We start from the raw sequence: 22,678 nt of genomic DNA on the forward strand, positions 1-22,678 counted from the left end.
TTCCACCTCGACCAGACCAAGGTGATGGACGGCTCGCTCGTCCGCATCCTCTCCTGGTACGACAACGAGTGGGGCTTCTCCAACCGCATGGCCGACACCGCCGTCGCCATCGGCAAGACCCTCTGAGACGGACGGACCGTCCGAACATCCACCGGCCCCGCCCGTCAAGGCGGGGTCTTTTTTTTCCGGTGGGGGACGTTCGCACGGCTGTATTGCGAAGGCGCGATGGAAGCGCCCCTTTCCCTCCCCGCGACCTTGTGTGTATACGAAGGCAACGCTGGCGAGGAGTTTTCCTTAAGGGCCAAACCCGAAGGAATTTCCCGGCCGGACGATTCTCGGTCACAGACGTCAAGGAGCAGACATGAGCGCGCCGGCATCCTCGCGAACGGGCAGCAATCCCAAGATCCGCCGGCGCCAGACCAAGGTGGTCGCCACTCTCGGCCCCGCTTCCGGCACCATCGAGGTGATCCGCGAGCTGGTCGCGGCCGGCGCCGACGTGTTCCGCCTCAACTTCAGCCACGGCACGCACGAGGAGCACCGCGCCCGCTTCGACATGCTGCGGCAGGTCGAGGACGAGACCGGCCGGCCGATCGCCGTGATGGCCGACCTGCAAGGCCCGAAGCTGCGCATTTCCACCTTTGCCGACGGTCCGATCGACCTCGTCGAGGGGCAAACCTTCCGGCTCGATCTGTCCACCGAGCCCGGCGACACGACGCGCGTCGGCCTGCCGCATCCGGAAATCTTCGCGGCGCTCAAGCCCAATACCGACGTGCTGCTGGACGACGGCCGCGTCCGCCTGCACGTGGAAAGCTGCGCCAGCGACCATGCCGTCACCACGGTGGTCAGCGGCCGCGTGCTGTCCAACCGCAAGGGCGTCAACGTGCCCGACGTGGTGCTGCCGCTGTCCGCCCTGACGCCCAAGGATCGCGCCGACCTCGCCTTCGCCCTCGACCTCGGCGTGGACTGGGTGGCGCTGTCCTTCGTCCAGCGGCCGGAGGATCTCGTGGAGGCGCGCGGCCTGATCGGCGATCGGGCGGCGCTGCTGGCCAAGATCGAGAAACCGCAGGCGATCGACAGCCTGAGCGCCATTATCGACCTCGCCGACGGCGTGATGGTGGCGCGCGGCGATCTCGGCGTCGAGATGCGTCCGGAGGACGTGCCGACGCTGCAGAAGCGCATCGTCCGCGAGGCGCGCCAGGCCGGCAAGCCGGTGATCGTCGCCACCCAGATGCTGGAATCGATGGTCACCAACCCGGCGCCGACCCGCGCCGAGGCCTCCGACGTCGCCACCGCCGTGTTCGACGGCGCCGACGCGGTGATGCTGTCCGCCGAAACGGCAGCCGGCGCCTATCCGGTCGCCGCCGTCGCCATCATGGACAGCATTGCCCAGCGCGTCGAGCATGACCCGCTCTACCGCCAGATCATCGAGGCGCAGCGCCTGCCGTTCGGAGCCGAGACGTCGTCGGACGCCATTACCCACGCCGCCAAGCAGATCGCCGGCGCTCTCAACGCCAAGGCGATCGTCACCTTCACCGCCACCGGCTCGACGACGCTGCGCGTCACCCGCGAGCGGCCGGGCGTGCCGGTGCTCTGCATGACGCCGGACCTCATCAAGACGCGCAAGCTGATGCTCGCCTACGGCGTGCTGGTGATCCCGAGCCCGCCGTTCCGCCGGTTCCAGGACAAGGTGAACAGCGGTGTCGCGCTGGCCCGCGACCTCGGCATTGCCAAGCTCGGCGACACGCTGGTGGTGACCGCCGGCGAAGGCGTGCCGGGTTCGACCAACCTGCTGCGCATCGTCACGGTCGGCGAAGCGGCGTTCTGAACGCGCCCCTTCGTCCTCGCCGGCGCAGCGGCAGACAAGACACATTGCAAGTGGCCACTTTCGCGCGCGGCGGTGCGCGGAAGGCGCCGCCCTTTCCGGCGATCCGTGGGTCGACCGGCCGGCAGGCTTTTGCATGCCGAAAGCTGCGTATTATCTCCTCTTTACATTTGCACGTCAGCCGGTATCGCTGGCGCCGACATAAGTTGAACCGGAGATACTTCAAATGGCGGACACCGCACCCGGACAGGCCAATAGCCTCCTTGGCCTCGACGCCTATGCGCCGGCCGAAATTCAGGACAAGGTCGAAAAGCTCGGCATCAAGAAGGCGCGCATGCCGGCGCTGGCCAGCGGGGCGCTGGCGGTGGTGGCCGGCGGCTCGATCGGCCTCGGCGCGCTGTTCTTCGGTATCGTGCTCGCCGATCCGGCGCTCGGCTTCGCCGCCCAGCGCCTGCTCGGCGGCCTCGTCTTCACCCTTGGCCTGGCGCTGGTGATGATCGGCGGCGCCGAGCTGTTCACCGGCAACTGCCTGATCATCATGGCCTGGGCCAACCGCCAGCTCCGCACCGGCGAAGTGCTGCGCAACTGGACGATCATCTGGCTCGGCAACCTTCTGGGCGCGCTCGGCCTCGTCTTCCTCGTCTACATGGCGCACACGTCGGCGCTCAACAACGACGGCTTCGGCAACGGCCTGATCAAGCTCGCCGCCGGCAAGGTGGCGCCGGATGCCGTGACCATCTTCTTCAAGGGCGTGCTCTGCAACATCCTGGTCTGCCTTGCCGTCTGGCTGAGCTACGCCGGCCGCTCGGTGACCGACAAGCTGTTCGGCATGGTGCTGCCGGTCACCGCCTTCATCGCCGCCGGCTTCGAACACTGCGTCGCCAACATGTTCATCCTGCCCTACGCCTGGATACTGGTTCAGACCGGCCATGTTCCCGAGGGCGTCGACGTGTCGGTGCTGACCCTTGGTGCGATCGTTCACAACATCGTGCCCGCCACGCTCGGCAACATCGTCGGCGGCGCCGGATTCGTCGGCGGCATCTACTGGCTCGTCTACCGCAAGGCGTTGGGCGGTCTGACGCCGCTGCCGGCGGAAGAACCGCGTCGAATGCAGGGCAGACCTTCCCGGAACGGATAACCGTTTGGAATTGTTCGGCCGACCGGCGCTGCATGCAGTGCAACGCAGCTTCGCGGGTCTGCATGGCTCAGGCGAAACACCCGACACGATGGACAGGGGCCCTGGCGGGCCCCTCTCTTTATGGTTGTCGCGGCAAGACCGGCTAACGGGAATAAAGAACGGCGGCGATACTGTTGCGACGCATTCTCAATGCCATAAAATAGGCTGTTTTCATTCATGTTTTTAAAAATCGCACTATTTGGCGATTTTCTAAAAGGTTTCAATTTTCTCTCCGCCTTTTTGGCGAGAGAACACCGAAACGAAGCATGCCCCCTGTTCCACAATCAGGACGGGTATGCGTATTGCAACGGGCTGATGATCGATGGGTGCAAGGCCGGCCGAGAAGCCAGGCAATAGCGCAGGATTACTTACTTAACCTTTGAACTCATATATTACATGAAGGTTGCGAAGCGCTTGCAAATCACTGTGATTTCGCAGGACTACGTAAGTGAATTATGTTATACGTTCTCGGACGCATAACTTTCCGGCCATCGAGCTGGTGACAAAACTGGAGAGAAAGCCATGAATGTCTATGCGCGCGAACCGTTCGATACCGTCGATACGGAGCTCTCCGCCCAGGACCCCTGGCGCGGCTTTCTTCCGGGAAGCTGGACGCGCGAGATCGACGTCCGCAGCTTCATCATCGCCAACGTAACGCCTTACGAGGGCGACGCCGGCTTCCTGGCCGGCATCACGCCCCGCACCGCCGACCTCTGGGAGAAGCTGAAGGTTCAGCTCAAGGCCGAGCGCGACAAGGGCGGCGTGCTGGACGTCGACGTGTCCACCCCCTCCTCCATCACCTCGCACCGGGCCGGCTATATCGCCGAGGACCTCGAGCAGATCGTCGGCCTGCAGACCGACGCGCCGCTGAAGCGCGCCATCATGCCGTTCGGCGGCTACCGCATGGTCAAGAACGGCCTCGAGGCCTACGGCTTCAAGGCCGACACCTCGCTCGACAAGGTGTTCCCCAAGCTGCGCAAGACCCACAACGACGCGGTCTTCGACGTCTACACCCCCGAGATGCTGGCCTGCCGCAAGTCGGGCATCATCACTGGCCTGCCGGACGCCTACGGCCGCGGCCGCATCATCGGCGACTATCGCCGGGTCGCCCTCTACGGCGTCAACCGGCTGATCGAGGACAAGCAGGCCCAGCTCAAGAGCTTCGAGCTGGCGACCATCGACGAGGACATTCTGCGCGCCCGCGAAGAGACCGCCGAGCAGATCAAGGCGCTGAAGGAACTCGTCAAGCTCGGCGAGATCTACGGCTTCGACCTCACCCGCCCGGCCGCCAACGGCCGCGAGGCGGTGCAGTGGACCTATCTGGCCTATCTCGCCGCGGTGAAGGAAGCCAACGGCGCCGCCATGTCGCTCGGCCGCGTCTCCAGCTTCCTCGACATCTTCATCCAGCGCGACATCGCCGAAGGCGAGCTCAGCGAAGCCGAGGCGCAGGAGCTGTTCGACCACTTCGTCATGAAGCTCAGGATCGTCCGCTTCCTGAGGACGCCGGAATACGACCAGCTGTTCTCGGGCGACCCGACCTGGGTGACCGAATCCCTCGGCGGCATGGCCATCGACGGCCGCCCGCTGGTGACCAAGTCGTCGTTCCGCATGCTGAACACGCTGAACACCCTCGGCCCGGCCCCCGAGCCGAACCTCACCGTGCTGTGGTCGGAGCACCTGCCGAAGGGCTTCCGCGACTTCTGCGCCGAGACCTCCATCAGGACCTCGTCGATCCAGTACGAGAACGACGACCTGATGCGGCCCTACTGGGGCGACGACTACGGCATCGCCTGCTGCGTCTCCGCCATGCGCATCGGCAAGCAGATGCAGTTCTTCGGCGCCCGCGCCAACCTCGCCAAGACGCTGCTCTACGCGATCAACGGCGGCCGCGACGAGAAGAGCGGCGCCCAGGTCGGTCCGGCCCTCGCCCCGGTGGTCGGCGATGTCCTCGAGTTCGAGGACGTCAAGGCCAAGCTGCTGCCGATGATGGAGTGGCTCGCCCGGGTCTACGTCAACGCGCTCAACTCCATCCACTACATGCACGACAAGTACATGTACGAGCGGATCGAGATGGCGCTGCACGACCGCGACATCCTCAGGACCATGGCCTGCGGCATCGCCGGCCTGTCGGTCGCCGCCGACAGCCTCAGCGCCATCAAGCACGCCAAGGTGAAGATCATCCGCGACGAGCGGGGCCTTGCCACCGACTTCGAGATCGACGGCGACTATCCGGCCTTCGGCAACAACGACGACCGGGTCGACGAGATCGCCGTCTGGCTGACCGAGACGTTCATGGGCTGCATCCGCAAGCACAAGACCTATCGCAACGCCATGCCGACGCAGTCGATCCTGACCATCACCTCCAACGTCGTCTACGGCAAGAAGACCGGCAACACCCCCGACGGCCGCAAGGCCGGCGTGCCCTTCGCGCCGGGCGCCAACCCGATGCACGGCCGCGACAAGAACGGCGCCGTCGCCTCCATGGCCTCGGTGGCCAAGCTCCCCTACGCCCATGCGCAGGACGGCATCAGCTACACCTTCTCGATCGTGCCGTCGGCTCTCGGCTCGACCGGCGAGGACCGGGTGGACAACCTCGACAGCCTGCTCAGCGGCTACTTCCTACAGGGCGGCCACCACATCAACGTCAACGTGTTCGACCGCGAGACGCTGGTCGACGCCATGGAGCATCCCGAGCTCTATCCGCAGCTGACCATCCGCGTGTCGGGCTACGCGGTGAACTTCATCAAGCTGACGCGCGAGCAGCAGCTCGACGTCATCAGCCGGACCTTCCATGGCGCAGCAAACTAACATCCTCGCCTTCCGGGACGCCCCGCGCGTCCCGGGCTTTCATGCCGACGGCGGGCACCCTGCCCGCCGGCCGGTGGCCCATGGCTTCGTCCACTCGAAGGAAGCCGGCGGCGCGGTCGACGGACCGGGCATCCGCTATGTGCTGTTCGTCTCCGGCTGTCCGCTTCGCTGCCAGTACTGCCACAACCCCGACACCTGGCACATGCGCAAGGGCAAGGAGACCTCGGTACGCGACATAGTGGCCGAGATCGCCAGCTATTCCAACTTTCTGAAGCGCGCCAAGGGCGGCATCACCATCACCGGCGGCGAGCCGCTGACCCAGGTGGAATTCACCGCCGAAATCTTCCACGCCGCCAAGGCGATGGGCCTGCATACGGCGCTCGACACCTCCGGCTACCTCGGCAAGCGCGTCTCCGACGAGATGCTCGAGGACATCGACCTGGTGCTGCTCGACATCAAGGCCTTCACCGAGGAGACCTATCGCGAGGTGACCGGCGTCGAGCTGCAGCCGACGCTCGACTTCGCCAAGCGCCTGTCGGCGCTCGGCAAGAAGATCTGGCTGCGCTACGTGCTGGTGCCCGGCCTCACCGACAAGCTCGACGAGATCGCCGGCCTTGCCGCCTTCGCCGCCAGCCTCGGCGTGGTCGAGCGCGTCGACATCCTGCCGTTCCACAAGCTCGGCGAGTTCAAGTGGAAGGAATGCGGCCGCGAATACAAGCTGGCCGACACCGAGCCGCCGTCGCGTGAACTGGTCGAGCAGGTGCGCACGATCTTCCGGAGCGAGGGGCTCAACGCGCACTGAGGCGATCGGTTTTCAGTCGATCAAGATAGCCCGGCACCGGCGACGGTTCCGGGCTTCTTTTTTACCCCTCTTCCAACTCTCCCCCACAAGGGGGAGCTGGAGAGAGAGATATACGACTGGTCAGCGGGATTTTTCCGGTGCGGTCACCTCGATGGCATGATGGCGGTTCTCATAGGCTTCGATCAGGTCCGAGAGCACGTCGAAGCGATCGGCATCGGCCGTTCCCGGCGCCGGCGGAGTGTCGAAATAGACGCTGACCTCCTTGAGTGCCCAGGCTAGAGCATTTCCGGCGAGAACAGGTTCGCCGGAAATGCTCTATCTCTTTGATTAGGCGCAATTTCGGACGCAAAACCGGTTCCCACTTTTGCTGAAATTGCTCTAGGTCCTCGTCGGTGCGGATGGGGCGAATATTCTCCATCATACGGTCTCCGCGTTTCCCAGATGCCCTCCGACGCTCCGCTTGCCGTCATGCCCTCACGAAGATCGTATGCAACCGGGGGCGCCGAAGCGCCCCCGTTGCCAACCGCCCTCCCTCACGCGGCGAGTTCGGTCTTGCGCTTGTCGACCACCTTCTGCGCCACCGGGCCGGTGATCTCCTGAAGATGGTCGAACGTCGCCTCGAAGGTGCCGACGCCGGCCGTCGCCGACCGCAGCTCGACGATCAGCATGCCCATCTCGGCCTGCGGGAGCAGCGCTTCGGTCACATCCCAGCCCTGCCAGCCGTCGCGGGCATCGAAGCCGAGAAGCTGGCCGCGGCGACCGGTGACGATCTGGTTGATGCGGGCGGTGAACTCGCTCGGCCCGTAGAACTTCACCTTGAGGATCGGCTCCAGCAGCACCGGCGAGCATTGCGGCAGGCCCTCGCGCATGCCGATGCCGGCCGCCGTCTTGAACGCCATGTCGGAGCTGTCGACCGGATGGAACGAGCCGTCCGACAGCGTCACCTTGACGTCGACCAGCGGGAAGCCGAGCGCGCCGCGCTTCAGGCTGTCGACGATGCCCTCCTCGATGGCCGGGAAGAAGTTCTTCGGCACCGCGCCGCCGGTCACCACCTCGGCGAAGGCGAAGCCCTTGCCGCGTTCCTGCGGCTCGATGGTCAGCACGCAATCGCCGAACTGGCCATGGCCGCCCGACTGCTTCTTGTGGCGGCCGCGCACCGTCGTCGACGACTTGATGGTCTCGCGATAGGGAATGACCGGGTCGCGCGTCACCACGGCGACGCCGAACCGGTTCTGCAGGCGTTCGAGCTGCACGCGAAGGTGCATTTCCCCCTGCCCCTCGATGCGCGTTTCGGCCGTGTCGGCATCCTGGACCACCACCAGCGACGGATCTTCCTCGGCGAGGCGGCCGAGCGCGGTCGACAGCTTGACGTCGTCCTTGGCCTCCTTCGACGCCACCACCATCGAGATCACCGGCGGCGGCGGCACGAGCGGCGCCAGCTCCCTGGGCGGCGTCTTGGCGGAGGAAAGCGTCAGGCCGGTCTCGGCGGGATCGACCTTGCCGATGCCGACCACGGCGCCGGACACCGCCTCGGCTATCTTCGACGGCGTTCCCGTTCCCAGCGCATAGAGACCGGATATGCGGCCGGTGGCGCCGTCGGCGGCGGTGAGGGGCAAACCGTCGGTCAACTTGCCCGAGAGCACGCGGACGATGGACAGCTTGCCGGCATGCGAGGTCTGGACGGTCTTGGCCACCTGAACGATAGCGTCGCTGCCGGCGGCAAGGCCCAGGCGGGCGCGCGTTTCCTCGATGCCGGCGCCGTCGTGGCGCAGCGCCTTCAGAAGGCGGGTGATGCCGTTGCCGCGCTCGGCCGAGCCGATGAACACCGGCGTGATCTGGCCGGAGCGCATTTCCTTGCGCAGGTCCTGGAAGATCTGGCTGCGGTCGGGGGCGACGTCGGACAGCAATTCTTCCATCAGGTCGTCATCGTAGTCGGCGAGGCGCTCCAGCATCTCGTAGCGGGCGGCCAGTTCGTCGGCCTGATGATCGGAGGGGATGGGAACTTCCTGGCTTTCGGCATGCTCGCGGTAGACGAGCGCCCGCTCGAGGGCCAGCTCGATGGTGCCGATGGTGATGCCGTCCTTCCAGATCGGGATCTGGCGCAGCACCAGCGGCGTCGTCGACGCCGACTGCATCAGCTTCAGCGTGTCGCGCAGCGTCGCGTCGGCCTTGTCGATCTTGTTGACGAACAGCATGTGCGGAACGCCCGCCGCTTCGAGCTGCCTCAGCACCAGTTGCAACGCCGGGATCTTCTTCTCGTCAGCCTCGCAGACCACGACCGCCACGTCGGCGACGGCGAGCACCGGCTGCATCTCGAAAGCGAACTCGACGAAGCCCGGGCAGTCGAGGAAGGTGTAGCGGTCGCCGAGAAACTCGGCGTCGGCGGCGTTGAGATCGATGCCCATGCCATGGGCACGCGCTTCCTTGGAGCGGTCGCCGACACTGCTGCCCGCCGCCACGTTGCCGGCCTTCGGAATTGCCCCCGTCCGCTCGAGGATCGCCTCGAGAAGCGTCGTCTTGCCGCTGCCGTGAGGCCCCACGATGGCAACGCAACGGGGGCCGGCTGCTCTGCCGTTGGCGGATGTTCCGGTCTGTTCTGACATGGCTGACCTCCACAACTGTTTCTGTTATGTTCTCACCTGTCCAATTCCGCAGCCCCCGATTGCCGGGACCGCGGACCGCATTTCACTCGGATCGGATACCCTTTCCCAGGGGCCGACAAGCCGAGAATGTGCCCGTTTTCAGGGCTTGGCAATACGGGCAAGCGACAGCCGGCTGCGAACCCGACTAAGGGATGAAGGCACGGCCGGGCGAGCCGGACCGTCCCGTCGAAAGCGGCCACGGCGGCGAGAAACGCCGGCGCGGGGCGGCGGCCCACGCTGCCGGCGCCCCGCGCCGCCGGAGCCGGCGCTCGCTTCGGGAGGAAGGAAACGGGCGCCGGAAAGAGCCCTCCAAAGCAGGCACTCGCCCGCTTCGGCCGGCCTGCCGCCTCAGCCGAGACGGGCCCATTTCGGCAGCATGTCGCCATGGGCGCGGCAAAGGTCGTCGACCAGCGACCAGATCTGGTCGAGATCGAGCTCGGCCGCCGTGTGCGGGTCCATCATCGCCGCGTGGTAGAGATGTTCGCGGTTCTCGGTCATCAGCGCCGCCACCGTCAATTCCTGGACGTTGACGTTGGTGCGGATCAGCGCGGTAAGCTGCGGCGGCAGATCGCCGATGTAGGTCGGCTGGACGCCGGAGGCGTCGACCAGGCATGGCACCTCGGCGGCGCAGTCGTCGGGCAGCGAGGTGATGCAGCCGTTGTTGCGGACGTTGCCGTAGATCACCGACGGCTCGCCGGTCCACACCGAGTTGATGATCTCAGAGGCGTACTCGTGACTCTCCTTCACCTCGACGGTGTCGGAAGCCTTCAGGTCCTCAAGATCCTTCTCCCAGCGGGCGATCTGCTCGACGCAGCGCTTGGGATACTCGTCGAGCGGGATGCCGAACTTGTCGATCAGGTCGTCGCGGCCCTCCTTGATGAACCAGGGCGTATATTCGGCGAAATGCTCGGAACTCTCGGTGACGAAATAGCCGAGCCGCGTCAGCATCTCGTAGCGCACCTTGTTGGGGCAGCGCGGATTCCAGCTCGACGGCTTGGGATAGCGGCCCTCGCGGTAGCCGCGAACCAGATCGGGATAGAGGTTGCGGTAGCTGCCGTCGGCCTGCCGGTGCTCGAACTTCAGATAGAAGGCCATATGGTTGATGCCGGCCGCCCGGTAGCGGATTTCCGATACCGGAATCTCGAGGTCGCGGGCCAGCTCCTCGGCGGTATGCTGCACCGAGTGGCAGAGGCCGACCTGCCGTATCTTGGGATATTTGGCCGAGATCGCCCAGGTGTTGATGGCCATCGGGTTGACGTATTGCAGCAGCACGGCGTTCGGACAAACTTCCATCATGTCGGCGCAGATGGCCCAGAGGTGCGGCACGGTGCGGACACCGCGCATGATGCCGCCGACGCCCAGCGTGTCGGCGATGGTCTGGCGCAGGCCGTATTTCTTCGGAATATCGAAGTCGATAACGGTCGAGGGCTTATAGCCACCGATCTGGAAGGCGACGACGACGAAATCGGCCCCCTCGAGCGCCTTGCGGCGGTCGGTGTAGGTCTCGATCTTCGCCGGCGCGTCAAGCAGCTTGAGGAGACGGCCGACGACCATCTCGCTCTCGGCGAGGCGCTTCTCGTTGAGGTCCATCAGGGCGATGGTGGCGCCCTTCAGCGCCGGCCGGTGCAACACGTCGCCGATGATGTTCTTCATGAACACCGTCGAGCCGGCACCGATGAAGGTGATCTTGGGATTGGCCGCCATTTTCGCTCTTCTCCAGGCAAACAGGTTTCCGCTGCGAGCCGGCGCCGCCGGCCCGTCCTCGGACAGCTCTGATGTTTTCTCGCTTCCAGGCACCGGAAGCGGCGTTTTCCCAGCCGCTCCGGGCCTGTTCGGCCTCCGCCGCGCCTCTTCAGAAAAGCGAAGCGGAGCCCGGATTTCCGCCGCCTACGCGGCCACCTCGAAGGCCGCCTTCACCAGCTTTTCGGTGTAGTCGGTCTTCGGCTTGAACAGCACTTCCTCGACCGGGCCTTCCTCGACGATCCGCCCGTGCTGCATGACGATGACGCGGTGGCAGAGCGCCCGGACCACCTTGAGGTCGTGGGAGATGAACAGATAGCTGAGCCCGCGCTCGTCCTGCAGCTTGCGCAACAGGTCGATGATCTGCGCCTGCACCGAGAGGTCGAGCGCCGACGTCGGCTCGTCGAGCAGGATGAACTCCGGTTCGAGCGCGATGGCGCGGGCGATGGCGATGCGCTGGCGCTGGCCGCCGGAGAACTCGTGCGGGAAGCGGGAGAGGATGTTGGTCGGCAGGCCGGCCGCCGTCAGCGCGTCGCGCACCCGGTCGAGCCGTTCGGCGTGGTTGGCGCCGATGCCGTTGACGATCAGCCCTTCCTCGATGATCTGGCAGACCGACATGCGCGGGTTGAGCGAGGAGAACGGGTCCTGGAACACCACCTGCATGCGCGATCGCAGCGGCCTCAATTCCTCGCGGCTCCTGCCGTGGATCGGCTTGCCGTCGAACCAGATCTCGCCGCCGTCGGGATTGGAGAGGCGGATCAGCGCCTGGCCGAAGGTGGTCTTGCCGGAGCCGCTCTCGCCGACGATGCCCAGCGTCTCGTGGCGGCGCAGCGTCAGGCTGAGATTGTCGACGGCGACCAGTTCATGGAACTCGGCGTTGAAGAAGCCGCCCTTCTTCAGCATGAAGGCGACGCGGACGTCCCTGCCCTCGAGGATCACCGGCGATTCCGCCGGCAGCGGGTTGGCGTGGCCGCGCGGCTCCGATCCGAGAAGGTGGCGGGTATAGGGGTGCCGCGGGTTGCCGAACAGCGCCTCGGTGGTGTTGTGCTCCTTCACCTCGCCCTTCTGCATCACGTAGACGTAGTCGGAGAACTTGCGCACCACCGTCAGATCGTGGGTGATCAGGATCACCGCCATGCCGTGGCGCTGCTGCAGGTCGCGGATGAGCTGGAGGATCTGCGCCTGCACCGTCACGTCGAGCGCGGTGGTCGGCTCGTCGGCGATCAGCACGTCGGGATTGTTGGCGAGCGCCATGGCGATCATCACCCGCTGGCGCTGGCCGCCGGAAAGCTGGTGCGGATACTGGTTGATGCGCGCCTCCGGATCGGGAATGCGCACCTCGCGCAACAGGTCGATCGCCTTTTCACGCGCCTTGGCCTTCGTCAGCTTCTGGTGAATGCGGATCGCCTCGACGATCTGCGCGCCGATCGAGTAGACCGGGTTCAGCGAGGACAGCGGCTCCTGGAAGATCATGGAGATGCGGCTGCCGCGCAGCATGCGCCGGCGGTGCGGCGACCACTTCAGCACGTCGTCGCCGTCGAAGCGGATGCTGGCGCCCGGCGCCACGCGGGCGCGCTTCGACAGGAGGCCCATGATGGTGCGCGCGGTCACCGATTTGCCGGAGCCGCTTTCGCCCACCACGGCGATGGTTTCGCCGCGATAGAGCTGCATCGACACGCCGCGCACCGCCTCCACCTCGCCGTCCTCCACCTTGAAGCGGACGGCGACGTCGCGGCAGTCGATGATCGGCTCTCCCGTGCGGCTGCCATGATCGAGCCGGACGTCCGGAGCGAGGTTTTCGTCTCTTTCCATGGGGCGGCTTCCTCAATAGGGATCGATGGCGTCGCGCAGGCCGTCGCCGAGCGCGTTGAAGGCGAAGACGGTCACGAAGACGAAGGCCACGGGCGTCAGGATCCAGGGATAGGAGCCGATGGCCGAGTAGTTGGAGGTGTCCTGCAGCATCAGGCCCCAGGAGATCAGCGGTGGCTTCACCGCGAAGCCGAGGAAGCCGAGGAAGCTTTCGAGCAGCACCACGTTGGGGATAGCCAGCGTCACGGCGACGATGACGTGGCTCATGACGTTGGGGAAGATATGCTGGAAGATGATGCGCCGGTCGCGGGCGCCGATGGCGATCGCCGCCCGCACGTAGTCGATGCGGGCGAGCGCCAGCGTCTTGCCGCGCACTTCGCGGGAAAGTTGCGCCCAGCCGAGCGCCGACATCACGAAGATGACGAAGGCGAGGAACACCGAGGTCGCCGCCGTCACCGGGATCAGTGAGGTGAGCGCGAGATAGAGCGGCAGTTGCGGGAAGGCCAGCACCAGCTCGACGAAGCGCTGCATCCAGACGTCGAAGCGGCCGCCGAAATAGCCGGAGACCATGCCGACCGTGGTGCCGACCACCGTGACGATCGACACCACGGTCAGGGCGATCATCAGCGAGATGCGCGATCCGTAGAGGGCGCGGGACAGCACGTCGCGGCCGAACTTGTCGGTGCCGAGGAAGTGCACCGGCTTGCCGTCGACGGCGCCGAACAGGTGCCGCTCGGCCGGGATCAGCCACAGCAGCCGGTAGGGCGCGCCCTTGACGAACAGGCCGAGCCGGCGGGGATTGTCGTAGTCCGGCCCCATCAGCGGCTGGTAGGTGATCGGGTCGAGCTCGGCGCCCTCGACCATCGGATAGACGCGGGGGGCAAGCGTCCAGCCGCCGTCCTTGTCGGTGAAGGAAATCGTCTCCGGCTGCGAATAGGCGATGTCGGTGAACTTCGGGTCGACCGGCGACAGGAAGTCGGCGAACAGGGCGACGAGGATCAGCAGGACGACCATGACCAGGCCGGCCATGCCGGTCCAGGAGCGCTTGAGGCGCCGCCAGACCAGGGCGATGTAGCTTTCGCTGCCGTGCTTCTCGACGATCTCGCCGGCGCCGTTCAGGGTGGTTTCGCCAGGAACAAGCATCAGTTGGCTCCTCCGCCGAGACGGATGCGGGGGTCGAGAAGGGCAAGCAGGATGTCGGCGATGATGTTGCCGACGATCAGCGTCGCCGACAGCACCAGCATGAAGGTGGCGGTGACGTAGACGTCGCCGACGCTCATCGAGCCGACGATGGCCGGGCCGACGGTCGGCAGGGCGAAGATGATGGCCGTCTCGATCTCGCCGGTCAGCATGTAGGGCAACACCACGCCCTGATACATGACCAGCGGATGCAGCGCATTGGGAACGGCGTGGCGCAGGATCACGGCGCCCTCGGACAGGCCCTTGGCGCGCGCCGTCTCGACATACTGGGCGTTGAGCGTATCGAGCAGGTTGCCGCGCATCACCCGCATGTTGTAGGCGAGGCCGCCGAAGGTGGCGATGGCGACCACCGGCCAGACGTGCTGCACGAGATTGACGAACTTGTCCCACGACCAGGGCGCGCCGCCGTATTTCGGCGAGAAGAAGCTGTTGATCTCGTTGACGTTGAAATGGAACACCAGGATGTAGACGATGACCAGCGCCATCAGGAAGCGCGGCACCGTCATACCCAGGAAGGAGATGAAGGACAGCAGGCTGTCGATCCAGGAATACTGCTTGGTCGCCGCGATGATGCCGAAGGATATGCCGATCAGCGAAGCCAGCAGGTGGCAGGTCAATGCCAGCAGCAGCGTGCGCGGCAGGCGCTCGGCGACCACGTCGGCCACCGGCCGGTTGTAGAAGAAGCTGCGGCCGAAATCGCCCTCGGTGACCATGCCGACGATCCAGTTGACGTATTGCACCGGGATCGGCTTGTCGAGGCCGTGGGCGGCGGCATAGGCCTTGGCCTGGGCGTCGGCTTCCTCGAAGGACGCGCCGCCCTGGTTGATGAGCTGCGAGCGGATGAAGTCGCTGTAGTCGCCCGGCGGCGCCTGGATGATGGCGAAGGTGACGACGCTGAGGATGAAGAGCACCGGGATCGCCGAGGCGATGCGGATAGCCAAGAATCGCAACATCGGTCTGAGACTTCCTGACTCTTTGTCGTGGATTTGAAGGACCCGCCTCTGACGAAACGGGCTGGCTTGGATCGCCGTCATCGACGGCTTTAGATCGTAGGCTCCCTCGGACTCCCGGACAATTCTGCGGAGGTCTCGGAAAGAGGGGTCCCGGCGGCGGGGGGCACCGCCGGGACGCTGCAGCACCCGCCGATCGGGTTGGAATGACCCGATCGGGAAGCGGCTGCTCAGCCAAGGACTCCGGAGCATTCGCTTGCCGGCCAGATGCATCTGGCCGGCGAATGCTCTGGGCCAATCGAGCGGGAAGATTACTCGACGGGACCCTTCTCGCCCGGCTTGCCGGGGAGCGTGTCCTTGGCCAGCTCGTAGTCGCCCTGCTTGTCGGCGGGGACGTAGAGGCGCTCGCGGAGAACCGAGTCTTCAGCCCAGTTGAACATGAAGATCGGGGTTCCCGGAGGCACGTTGGCAAAGCGCTTGTTGATGATCAGAGCACCGGGGTACTCGGTCAGGCCGACGCTGTTGACGTTGGTCGTCGCGATCTTGTTGTACTCCTTCATCAGGCTGGCGCGTTCGGCGACGTCCTGGGTGGCGATGAACTTGTTGATGACGTCGACGAGCTGCTGCTCGAAAGGCATCAGGTCGAGTTCGCCGCTCTCCGGCGCGCGGTGGAACCACGAGGTCTTCGGACCGACGGCGGCCAGTTGCTCGGTGTTCTGCACCACGGCCGTCAGCTCCGGACCATGACGGTTGACCGTCCAGTCGAACTTGCCGCCGTAGTTGGCGTTGTCGCGCTGCTTGCCGTCGAGGGCGTTGAGGATGACGCGCAGGCCGAGCTTCTCCATCTGGCCGATCACGCCCTCGGCGAGGTTCTTGTCGGTGGAGTAGTCGGCGCTGACCAGGAGCGTGATCTCCACGTCCTTGCCCTTCATCGGACCGTCCGTGTAGTTCACCACGCCGTTGCCGTCGGTGTCCTTGAGGCCGGCCGCCTCGAGCTCCTTCTTGGCCCCGTCGAGATCGAACGGATAGTAGAAGGTGCTCTCGCGGTCATAGAAGCTCGAACCGGAGGAGATGCCGCCGGGGTAGATGGCGGTGAACGGTCCCTTCACCAGCGCTTCGCCGAGCTTCTGCCGGTCGAGGCCCATGGTCACCGCCTTGCGGAAGTGCTCGTTGCGATTGAGCTCGCGCACCGCCTGGCCACGGGCATCCGGATCGCCCCAGCCGTTGGCCGAGAAGTTCATGTAGAGGTTATAGCCGATGAGGCGCGGACCGAATTCGAGGCGGGCCGGCGCGGTCGGCTGGGCGGCGCGCTTCAGCGATTCCACGAAGTTCTCGGGCTGCTCCAGGTTGGAGATGTCGCCCGAGCCGGCCACGGCCTGGACATCGCGATCGGCCCAGGTGGACAGCTTGAAGTGGATCTCGTCGAGATACGGCAGCTGGTTGCCCTGTTCGTCGACCTTCCAGTAGTAGGGGTTGCGGCGCATGACGATGATATCGTCCGGGCGATAGAGGACCGGCGACCAGGCGCCCATCACCGGCCAGTTCAGGAAGTCCGGCGGGAAGGCGTTCTTGTACTGCTCGTAGGTGTTCTTGGAATACTTGGGATGCTGCGGCTTCAGCATGTGGGCCGGGCCGGGGCAGAAGGTGCCGTAGGCCATGTTGTAGAGATATTGCTTGGGGAAGGCCTCCTTGAACGTCCACTCGATGGTGTAGTCGTCGATGGCCTTCAGCGTCGTGCCCTCGCCGAAGGTGCCGGGCGAGGCGCCGTTGGTCGGCGAGACGTTCGGATCGAGGATGTTGTCCTCCCAGAAGAACATCACGTCCTCGGAGGTGAAGGGCACGCCGTCCGACCACTTGGCGCCCTCGATGAGGTGCATGGTCAGCTTGTGGCCGTCCTCGGACCACTCCCAGCTCCTGGCGAGGTTCGGCAGCGGCTCCATGTCCTCGGCCTTGATCTGGAACAGCGGCGCGGTGCGCGTCAGGCACTCGTACATGGCGATGTCCGAGCCGCCCCAGCCCTGGATCTGGCCGGCCTGGTAGTTCCAGCCTTCCGGCCGGCCGCCGATGACGTGGCGGAGCACATCGCCGTAGACGCCGATGCCGTCGGGCATGTTGGCGGTCTTGAACACCAGCGGCTCCTTGGGCAGGCGCTCCTGGACCGGCGGCAGTCGACCCTTGTCGACGAAGTTCTTGGTGATGTACTCGGGCTCGTGGTAGGCGGACAGCGCCTTGTATTCGTAGACGTCGCCGCGATCCACGTAGTTGACCTTGCCCTGGCCCTGGAATACCGGGGCTTCCGGCACGACGGTCAGTTCCGACGCCCAGGCGGCGGTCGCAAAGCACGACGCGCCGAGCATCAGAGCCGACGTCAGCTTGATCCGATAAGTCATTCCGTCATGTCCTCCCTCATGAAGCCGATCACCGGCGGTGCGCCGGCGGGCGGCCGGTGCGATGGGCAGCGTCGGAACGCATCTCCCCCCGCGTTCTCTTCCCAAGCCGACCGGCTTCCTCCCGATCGGCTCTCCCCTATTTGCGGCGGACCGTGGAGCCCGCCGCGTCCGGCGCCGAAGATCCGGCGCCGGAAATCTCAGACCTTGGTGCGAGCCTTCTCGGCGCGGATCTCCTCGACGCCGCGCGCCTCGCGACGGGCCGCCCCCTGCCAGTCGCGCGTCTTGACCGTCGATCTGGCCACCCGCTCCCTGGCGCCGTCGATGGCGTGGGCATATTGCGGCAGCCAGCGCGCCTGGGCGACCAGCATTTCGTCCACCATCGCCCACACCTCGTCGGGCGTGCAGATGGCGCCGACCAGCGGATCGTGCAGCACGGCGAGCTTCAACAGGTCGACGTCGCCGGTCACCGCCGCGTGCACCGACATGCGCTGCACGTTGATCGACGACAGGCAGGTGGCGGCGCAGGCCTCGGGCAGCGTGATGTTCGCCGCCATGTTGATGCCGAAGCGATCGACGAAGCCGGGCGATTCGATGATGCAGTCATCCGGCAGGTTGGTGATGACGCCCTTGTTCTTCTGGTTGAAATGGCCGCGATAGACCCGGCCGGTCTCCAGCGCCTCGATGATGTGGCTGGCATGCTCGCTCGACCGCCGCTTGGGATCGATCTTCTCCTCGGCTTCCTTCAGGAACTCCGGGAACTCGGTCTCGAACCAGTTGCGCTGCTCGGTGGTGAAGCGCAGGTAACCGCCGGTCTCGCCATGGATCCAGTCGGACATGTCGATCCAGTTCATGATCTCGCCCGGCCGCTTGCGGTACCAGGGCAGGTATTCCGACAGGTGGCCGTTGCTTTCCGTGGAATAGACGCCGAAGCGCTTCAGCACGTCGATACGCACCTTCTCCTGCTTGGAATAGACCGGGTGCGCCTCGAAGGCGGCGACGATCTCGTCCTTCTCCACCTTGCGGCCGCGGATGCGCACGTCGATGAACCAGGTCTGGTGGTTGATGCCGGAGCAGATGTAGTCGATCTCGTCGTGGCCGACGCCGAAGATGTCGGCGAGCTGCTCGCCGCCGTGCTGCACGCCGTGGCAGAGGCCGATGGCGTCGACCTTGCCGTATTCGATGGCCGCCCAGGTGTTCATGGCCATCGGGTTGGCGTAGTTGAGGAACCTGGCGCCGGGCTCGGCAACCTCGCGGATGTCCTTGCAGAAATCGAGGATCACCGGAATATTGCGCTGGCCGTAGAGGATGCCGCCGGCGCAGATGGTGTCGCCGACGCACTGGTCGACGCCGTATTTGAGGGGAATGCGGATGTCGTCCTGGTAGGCGTCGAGGCCGCCGACGCGGACGCAGGAGATCACGTAGCGCGCGCCCTCGATCGCCTTGCGGCGGTCGGTGGTGGCGGTGACCCTGGCCGGGAGCTTGTTGACTTCGACGATCTTTCTCAGGATCGTCGCGATCATCGTCAGATTGTGCTCCGAGATATCGGTCAGCGCAAACTCGACGTCGGCAAACTCTGGTACACAGAGAATGTCGGTGAAAAGCTTCTTGGTGAAACCGACGCTGCCCGCGCCGACGATCGCAACTTTGAAGGCCGCCATGCTGTCCTCGTTCACTCGCCTAAACCGACCGGATGAAGGATATCTCCAGGCAATACGAAAGTATTACGCAGTCGACACCAAGGCCCTGCGTCCAACATCTTGTCCTGGGGAAGTCCCTGTCTCCGGCCGTTCCGTTCTTCTTGTTGGCTGCATTAAGACGTAATATGGCTGTCAAGGCCAGACGAGGATTGTGCTTCGATGGGTAATTCTGTGCTCGATAAACTCCGGCAAAATGGCCCGGGAATGACAACCATGTCATTGCCCCGTGGGCGAAATCTGCTTCACACGATGCCGACGAGCACCGGCTATGATATTCAAACTTCGAAGGAATATTCCTGGGATGGCCGGAAGCGTGGCCAGACGCCGTTCACGGTTCTCCAGCATACGATTTCCGGGCATGGAAATTTGCGCTACGAGGACAAGCATTATCGTATCGGCGAGGGCGAGGCGATGCTGGTGCTCGTCCCCCACAACCACCGGTATTGGCTCGAAGACGGCGGACGCTGGGAATTCTTCTGGATCTCGATGAACGGCGAGGAGGCCCTCAGGCTGCATCGCTCGGTGATGGCGGTGACCGGGCCGGTGCTCCACCTGAAGCCGCGGACGGTGGAAACGCTGGCCGACTGCTGCCTCAGGATGATGGAAGGCGAAGGCGAAACGCCGGGCGCCGCCTCGGCGCTGGCCTATCGCGCCGCCATGGCTCTCTATGACGACGTGTTCGCCGGCACTTATTCGGACGCGACTCAGGCGAGCCCGATGGCGCCGGTCATCCGGCACATTCTCAACAACCTGCAGAGCGATTTGTCGGTCGACGAGCTGGCCGGCGTCGCCGGCCTCAGCCGCGCCCATTTCAGCCGCGTGTTCACCGCCACCGAGGGGCGGCCGCCGTCGGAATATGTGCTGGCCGAGCGGATGCGCCGCGCCGCCAAGCTGCTCGCCGTCAACACCGAGATATCGGTAAAGGAAGTGGCGACGCTGACCGGCTTCTCCGACCCCAACTATTTCTCGAAGGTGTTCCGCCGCTTCTTCGGCGCCAGCCCCACCGAGTTTCGCACCACCGGCATGTATGCGACCCAGACCATCGGCACGGACGGCTAAACGCCGCCACCGGGGCACGCCGCCTGCGTCTAACCGCCGTTGGCGGCGATCCAGGCGCCCAGCGCATCCCGCTCCTCGCGCGTGATGCCCGTCTCGTTGCCGAGCGGCATGACGTCCGAATCGACCGCCTGCATCTTGATGAGCGGCGCATAGCGGCGGATGTGGTCGATATCGGTGAAGACGAGCCCCTTCGGCGGCTCGCTGAAACCTTCATGGGTCGGTCTGGCGGAGTGGCACATCGCGCAATGGGTCGCGGTGATCCGGAGCACGTCGGCATCGGTGACCGACGCGGCCTCCGCGGTGGCTGCGGCGCGCGGCAGCGGCGCGGTGGCGACGATCGCCAGCAGGAGGGCGACCGCCGCGCCGGGCAGCGCCCACCAGTATTTCCGGAAGGGATCGCCCGCCTCGTGGCGGTTGAGAAAGTGGCGCACCATGCCGCCGACAACTAGGATCAGCGCCACCAGAAGCCAGCCGTGCGGATGGCCGGTGAGCAGCGGATAATGGTTGGACACCATCATCAGCAGCACCGGCAGCGTCAGGTAGTTGTTGTGGATCGACCGCTGCCGCCCCTGCAAACCGAGCGCCGGATCCGGCTTGTCGCCGGCCATCAGCGCGGCGGCGATCTTCTTCTGGTTGGGAATGATCACCCGGAACACGTTGGCGGCCATGATGGTGCCGACCAAGGCGCCGACGTGGATGAGGGCGCCGCGCCCCGAGAAGACGTTGCTGAACAGCGCCGCGAAGCCGACGATCATCAGAAAGACGCAGAACACCACGAGACCGGGATGATCATCGGTGGTGTTCTTCATCAGGCCGTCGTAGGCCAGCCAGCCGACAAAGAGCGACAGCACCGAAATTAAGATCGCCTGCCAGGGCGCGAGGTCGGCGACGGATGGATCGATCAGATAGGCGCGGGCGTTGAAATAATAGACGGTGGTCAGGAGCAGGAAGCCGGAGACGAAGGTGAGGTAGGCTTCCCAGCGGTACCAGACCAGATCCTCCGGCAGCTCCTCGGGCGCCACCGCGTATTTCTCGACATTGTAGAAACCGCCGCCGTGCACCAGCCAGGCGGTGCCGTAGACGCCGGGATTCATCTTCGCCCGCTTGCGGAGGCTGAGGTCGAGGGCGATGAAGAAGAAGCTGGTGCCGATCCAGCCGATGCCGACCACGAGATGGAACCAGCGGGTAAGAATGTGCAGCCACTCGATGGCAAAGCTCAGCATGTAGGGTCAGGCACCTCGTTGCGGACTGCGCCAGCCCAACAACAAGGCATGACGCGTCCATACGCAATTGACCGTAATCTAGCGCTACGAACCCGACCAAGGCAAGTCGGGCCGCCAGGTCAAAATGCCAATATTTCCGGCAGCTTGAAGGGCAGCCCTCAAAAAGCGACAGGGCCGCCCGAAGGCGGCCCCGCGCGAGGCTGAATGCGGCGAAGCGGCCGATGCTTACTGCGGCAGCTTGTCGTCGACGCCCTTGACGTACCAGTTCATGCCCAGGAGGTCTCCGTCCGGCGCGACGACGCCGGCCGCGTAGCGCTCCTTGCCGTCCTGATCGACGATCGGGCCGGTGAAGGGGTTCCAGCCGCCGGCGATCTTGGCCTGCGTCTCCTCGGCGAGCTTCTTGGTCTCGTCGGACATGTTGGCATACTCGGCCATGTGGACGGTGCCGTCCTTGATGCCTTCCCACACGTCGCCGGCCTTCCAGGTGCCGTCGAGGACGGCCTTGACCGACTTGATGTAGTGCGGAGCCCAGTCGTCGACGATGGCGGTCATCTGCGCCTTGGGGGCGAACTTGATCATGTCGGACGACTGGCCGAAGCCCTTGAGGCCGCGCTCCTCGGCGACCTGGATGGCGGCGGTCGAATCGGTGTGCTGGACGATGATGTCGGCGCCCTGGTCGAACAGCGCCTTGGCGGCGTCGGCTTCCTTGCCGGGGTCGAACCAGGAATTCACCCAGACGATCTTGACCTTGAAGTCCGGATTGATCGACTGCGCGCCGAGCATGAAGGCGTTGATGCCCATCACCACTTCCGGGATCGGGAAGGAGACGATGTAGCCGGCGAGCGCCTTCTTGGATTCCTTGGCGGCGATCTGGCCGAGGATGTAGCGGCCCTCGTAGAAGCGGGCGTTGTAGAGGCCCATGTTGGGGGCGCTCTTGTAGCCGGTGGCGTGCTCGAACTTCACGTCGGGGAACTTCTTGGCCACCTTCAGCTCGGCGTCCATGAAGCCGAAGGAGGTGCCGAAGACGATGCCGCAGCCTTCGCGGGCGAAGCGCTCGAACACGCGCTCGGCGTCCGGGCCTTCGGCGACGTTCTCGACATAGGCGGTCTCGACCTTGTCGCCGAGTTCCTTCTCGACGGCGAGGCGGCCCTGGTCGTGCTGGTAGGAATAGCCGAAGTCGCCGATCGGTCCGGTATAGACCCAGCAGGCCTTCAGCTTGTCGGCGGCCGAGGCGCCGGAGGCGGCGCCGATGGCGAACGCCAGGGCCGTACCGGCAAGAAGCGCGAGTTTCTTCATGTTCATTCTCCCCTGGTGTGGGTTTTCCCCACGGTCTGTCACGGTCTTGAATGAGGCGCCGGC

The 22,678-nt window shown here is 65.2% G+C and carries 14 protein-coding genes and 1 pseudogene; 6 read left to right on the forward strand and 9 right to left on the reverse strand.

Going from position 1 to position 22,678, the window contains the following annotated elements; genetic code table 11:
• From CJ014_RS11190 to pflA, 5 genes and pseudogenes are all read left to right on the forward strand, one after another.
• A pseudogene (locus CJ014_RS11190) lies at positions 1–126 on the forward strand (glyceraldehyde-3-phosphate dehydrogenase); the annotation flags it as partial.
• A 235-nt stretch (positions 127–361) separates the two neighbouring features.
• Positions 362–1,825 carry a pyruvate kinase gene (gene pyk / locus CJ014_RS11195; RefSeq protein ID WP_100080574.1) on the forward strand — a complete coding sequence of 488 codons (1,464 nt, stop codon included), beginning with the start codon at positions 362–364 and terminating at the stop codon, positions 1,823–1,825.
• A gap of 223 nt (positions 1,826–2,048) precedes the next feature.
• Positions 2,049–2,960 (forward strand): formate/nitrite transporter family protein, encoded by a 912-nt coding sequence (locus tag CJ014_RS11200; protein ID WP_100080575.1) that lies wholly within the window; start codon positions 2,049–2,051, stop codon positions 2,958–2,960.
• 561 nt (positions 2,961–3,521) lie between these two features.
• On the forward strand, positions 3,522–5,807 hold the full coding sequence (gene pflB / locus CJ014_RS11205; protein ID WP_100080576.1) for a formate C-acetyltransferase: 2,286 nt from the start codon (positions 3,522–3,524) through the stop codon (positions 5,805–5,807).
• The gene (pflA, locus tag CJ014_RS11210; protein WP_100080577.1) at positions 5,791–6,609 is read left to right on the forward strand and encodes a pyruvate formate-lyase-activating protein; all 819 of its coding nucleotides are present in this window, start codon (positions 5,791–5,793) and stop codon (positions 6,607–6,609) included. The genes pflB and pflA overlap by 17 nt, the downstream gene beginning before the upstream one ends.
• 533 nt (positions 6,610–7,142) lie before the next feature.
• Here the strand turns inward: pflA and CJ014_RS11220 are convergent.
• The 7 genes from CJ014_RS11220 to melA (CJ014_RS11250) form a co-directional block, all read right to left on the reverse strand.
• Positions 7,143–9,212: an elongation factor G gene (locus CJ014_RS11220; RefSeq protein ID WP_100080578.1), complete on the reverse strand. Its 2,070-nt coding sequence runs from the start codon at positions 9,210–9,212 to the stop codon at positions 7,143–7,145.
• A gap of 387 nt (positions 9,213–9,599) precedes the next feature.
• Positions 9,600–10,955, reverse strand: coding sequence for an alpha-glucosidase/alpha-galactosidase (melA, locus tag CJ014_RS11225; RefSeq protein ID WP_100080579.1), 1,356 nt, complete (start codon positions 10,953–10,955; stop codon positions 9,600–9,602).
• Positions 10,956–11,138: 183 nt separating this feature from the next.
• The gene (locus CJ014_RS11230; RefSeq protein ID WP_100080580.1) at positions 11,139–12,803 is read right to left on the reverse strand and encodes an ABC transporter ATP-binding protein; all 1,665 of its coding nucleotides are present in this window, start codon (positions 12,801–12,803) and stop codon (positions 11,139–11,141) included.
• A 12-nt stretch (positions 12,804–12,815) separates the two neighbouring features.
• A complete protein-coding gene (locus CJ014_RS11235) occupies positions 12,816–13,943 on the reverse strand; it encodes an ABC transporter permease (protein WP_100080581.1) in 1,128 nt (375 codons plus the stop codon).
• Positions 13,943–14,953, reverse strand: coding sequence for an ABC transporter permease (locus tag CJ014_RS11240; RefSeq protein ID WP_100080582.1), 1,011 nt, complete (start codon positions 14,951–14,953; stop codon positions 13,943–13,945). Before CJ014_RS11240 ends, CJ014_RS11235 begins: the two co-directional genes overlap by 1 nt.
• A 308-nt stretch (positions 14,954–15,261) precedes the next feature.
• Positions 15,262–17,340 carry an ABC transporter substrate-binding protein gene (locus CJ014_RS11245; protein WP_100080583.1) on the reverse strand — a complete coding sequence of 693 codons (2,079 nt, stop codon included), beginning with the start codon at positions 17,338–17,340 and terminating at the stop codon, positions 15,262–15,264.
• A gap of 197 nt (positions 17,341–17,537) precedes the next feature.
• Positions 17,538–18,998 (reverse strand): alpha-glucosidase/alpha-galactosidase, encoded by a 1,461-nt coding sequence (gene melA, locus CJ014_RS11250; RefSeq protein ID WP_100080742.1) that lies wholly within the window; start codon positions 18,996–18,998, stop codon positions 17,538–17,540.
• 198 nt (positions 18,999–19,196) lie between these two features.
• Here melA (CJ014_RS11250) and CJ014_RS11255 point away from each other — a divergent pair, with 198 nt between their 5' ends.
• On the forward strand, positions 19,197–20,096 hold the full coding sequence (locus tag CJ014_RS11255) for an AraC family transcriptional regulator (RefSeq protein ID WP_100080584.1): 900 nt from the start codon (positions 19,197–19,199) through the stop codon (positions 20,094–20,096).
• A 29-nt stretch (positions 20,097–20,125) separates the two neighbouring features.
• On the opposite strand, the gene CJ014_RS11260 is transcribed toward CJ014_RS11255, so the two are convergent.
• Together CJ014_RS11260 and CJ014_RS11265 are read right to left on the reverse strand one after the other, a co-directional pair.
• Positions 20,126–21,319 (reverse strand): urate hydroxylase PuuD, encoded by a 1,194-nt coding sequence (locus CJ014_RS11260; RefSeq protein ID WP_100080585.1) that lies wholly within the window; start codon positions 21,317–21,319, stop codon positions 20,126–20,128.
• A 225-nt stretch (positions 21,320–21,544) separates the two neighbouring features.
• Positions 21,545–22,615, reverse strand: coding sequence for a BMP family ABC transporter substrate-binding protein (locus CJ014_RS11265; RefSeq protein WP_100080743.1), 1,071 nt, complete (start codon positions 22,613–22,615; stop codon positions 21,545–21,547).
• Positions 22,616–22,678: the final 63 nt, after the last annotated feature.

Source organism: Pleomorphomonas carboxyditropha, from assembly GCF_002770725.1.
GTDB classification, from domain to species: Bacteria; Pseudomonadota; Alphaproteobacteria; order Rhizobiales; family Pleomorphomonadaceae; genus Pleomorphomonas; species Pleomorphomonas carboxyditropha.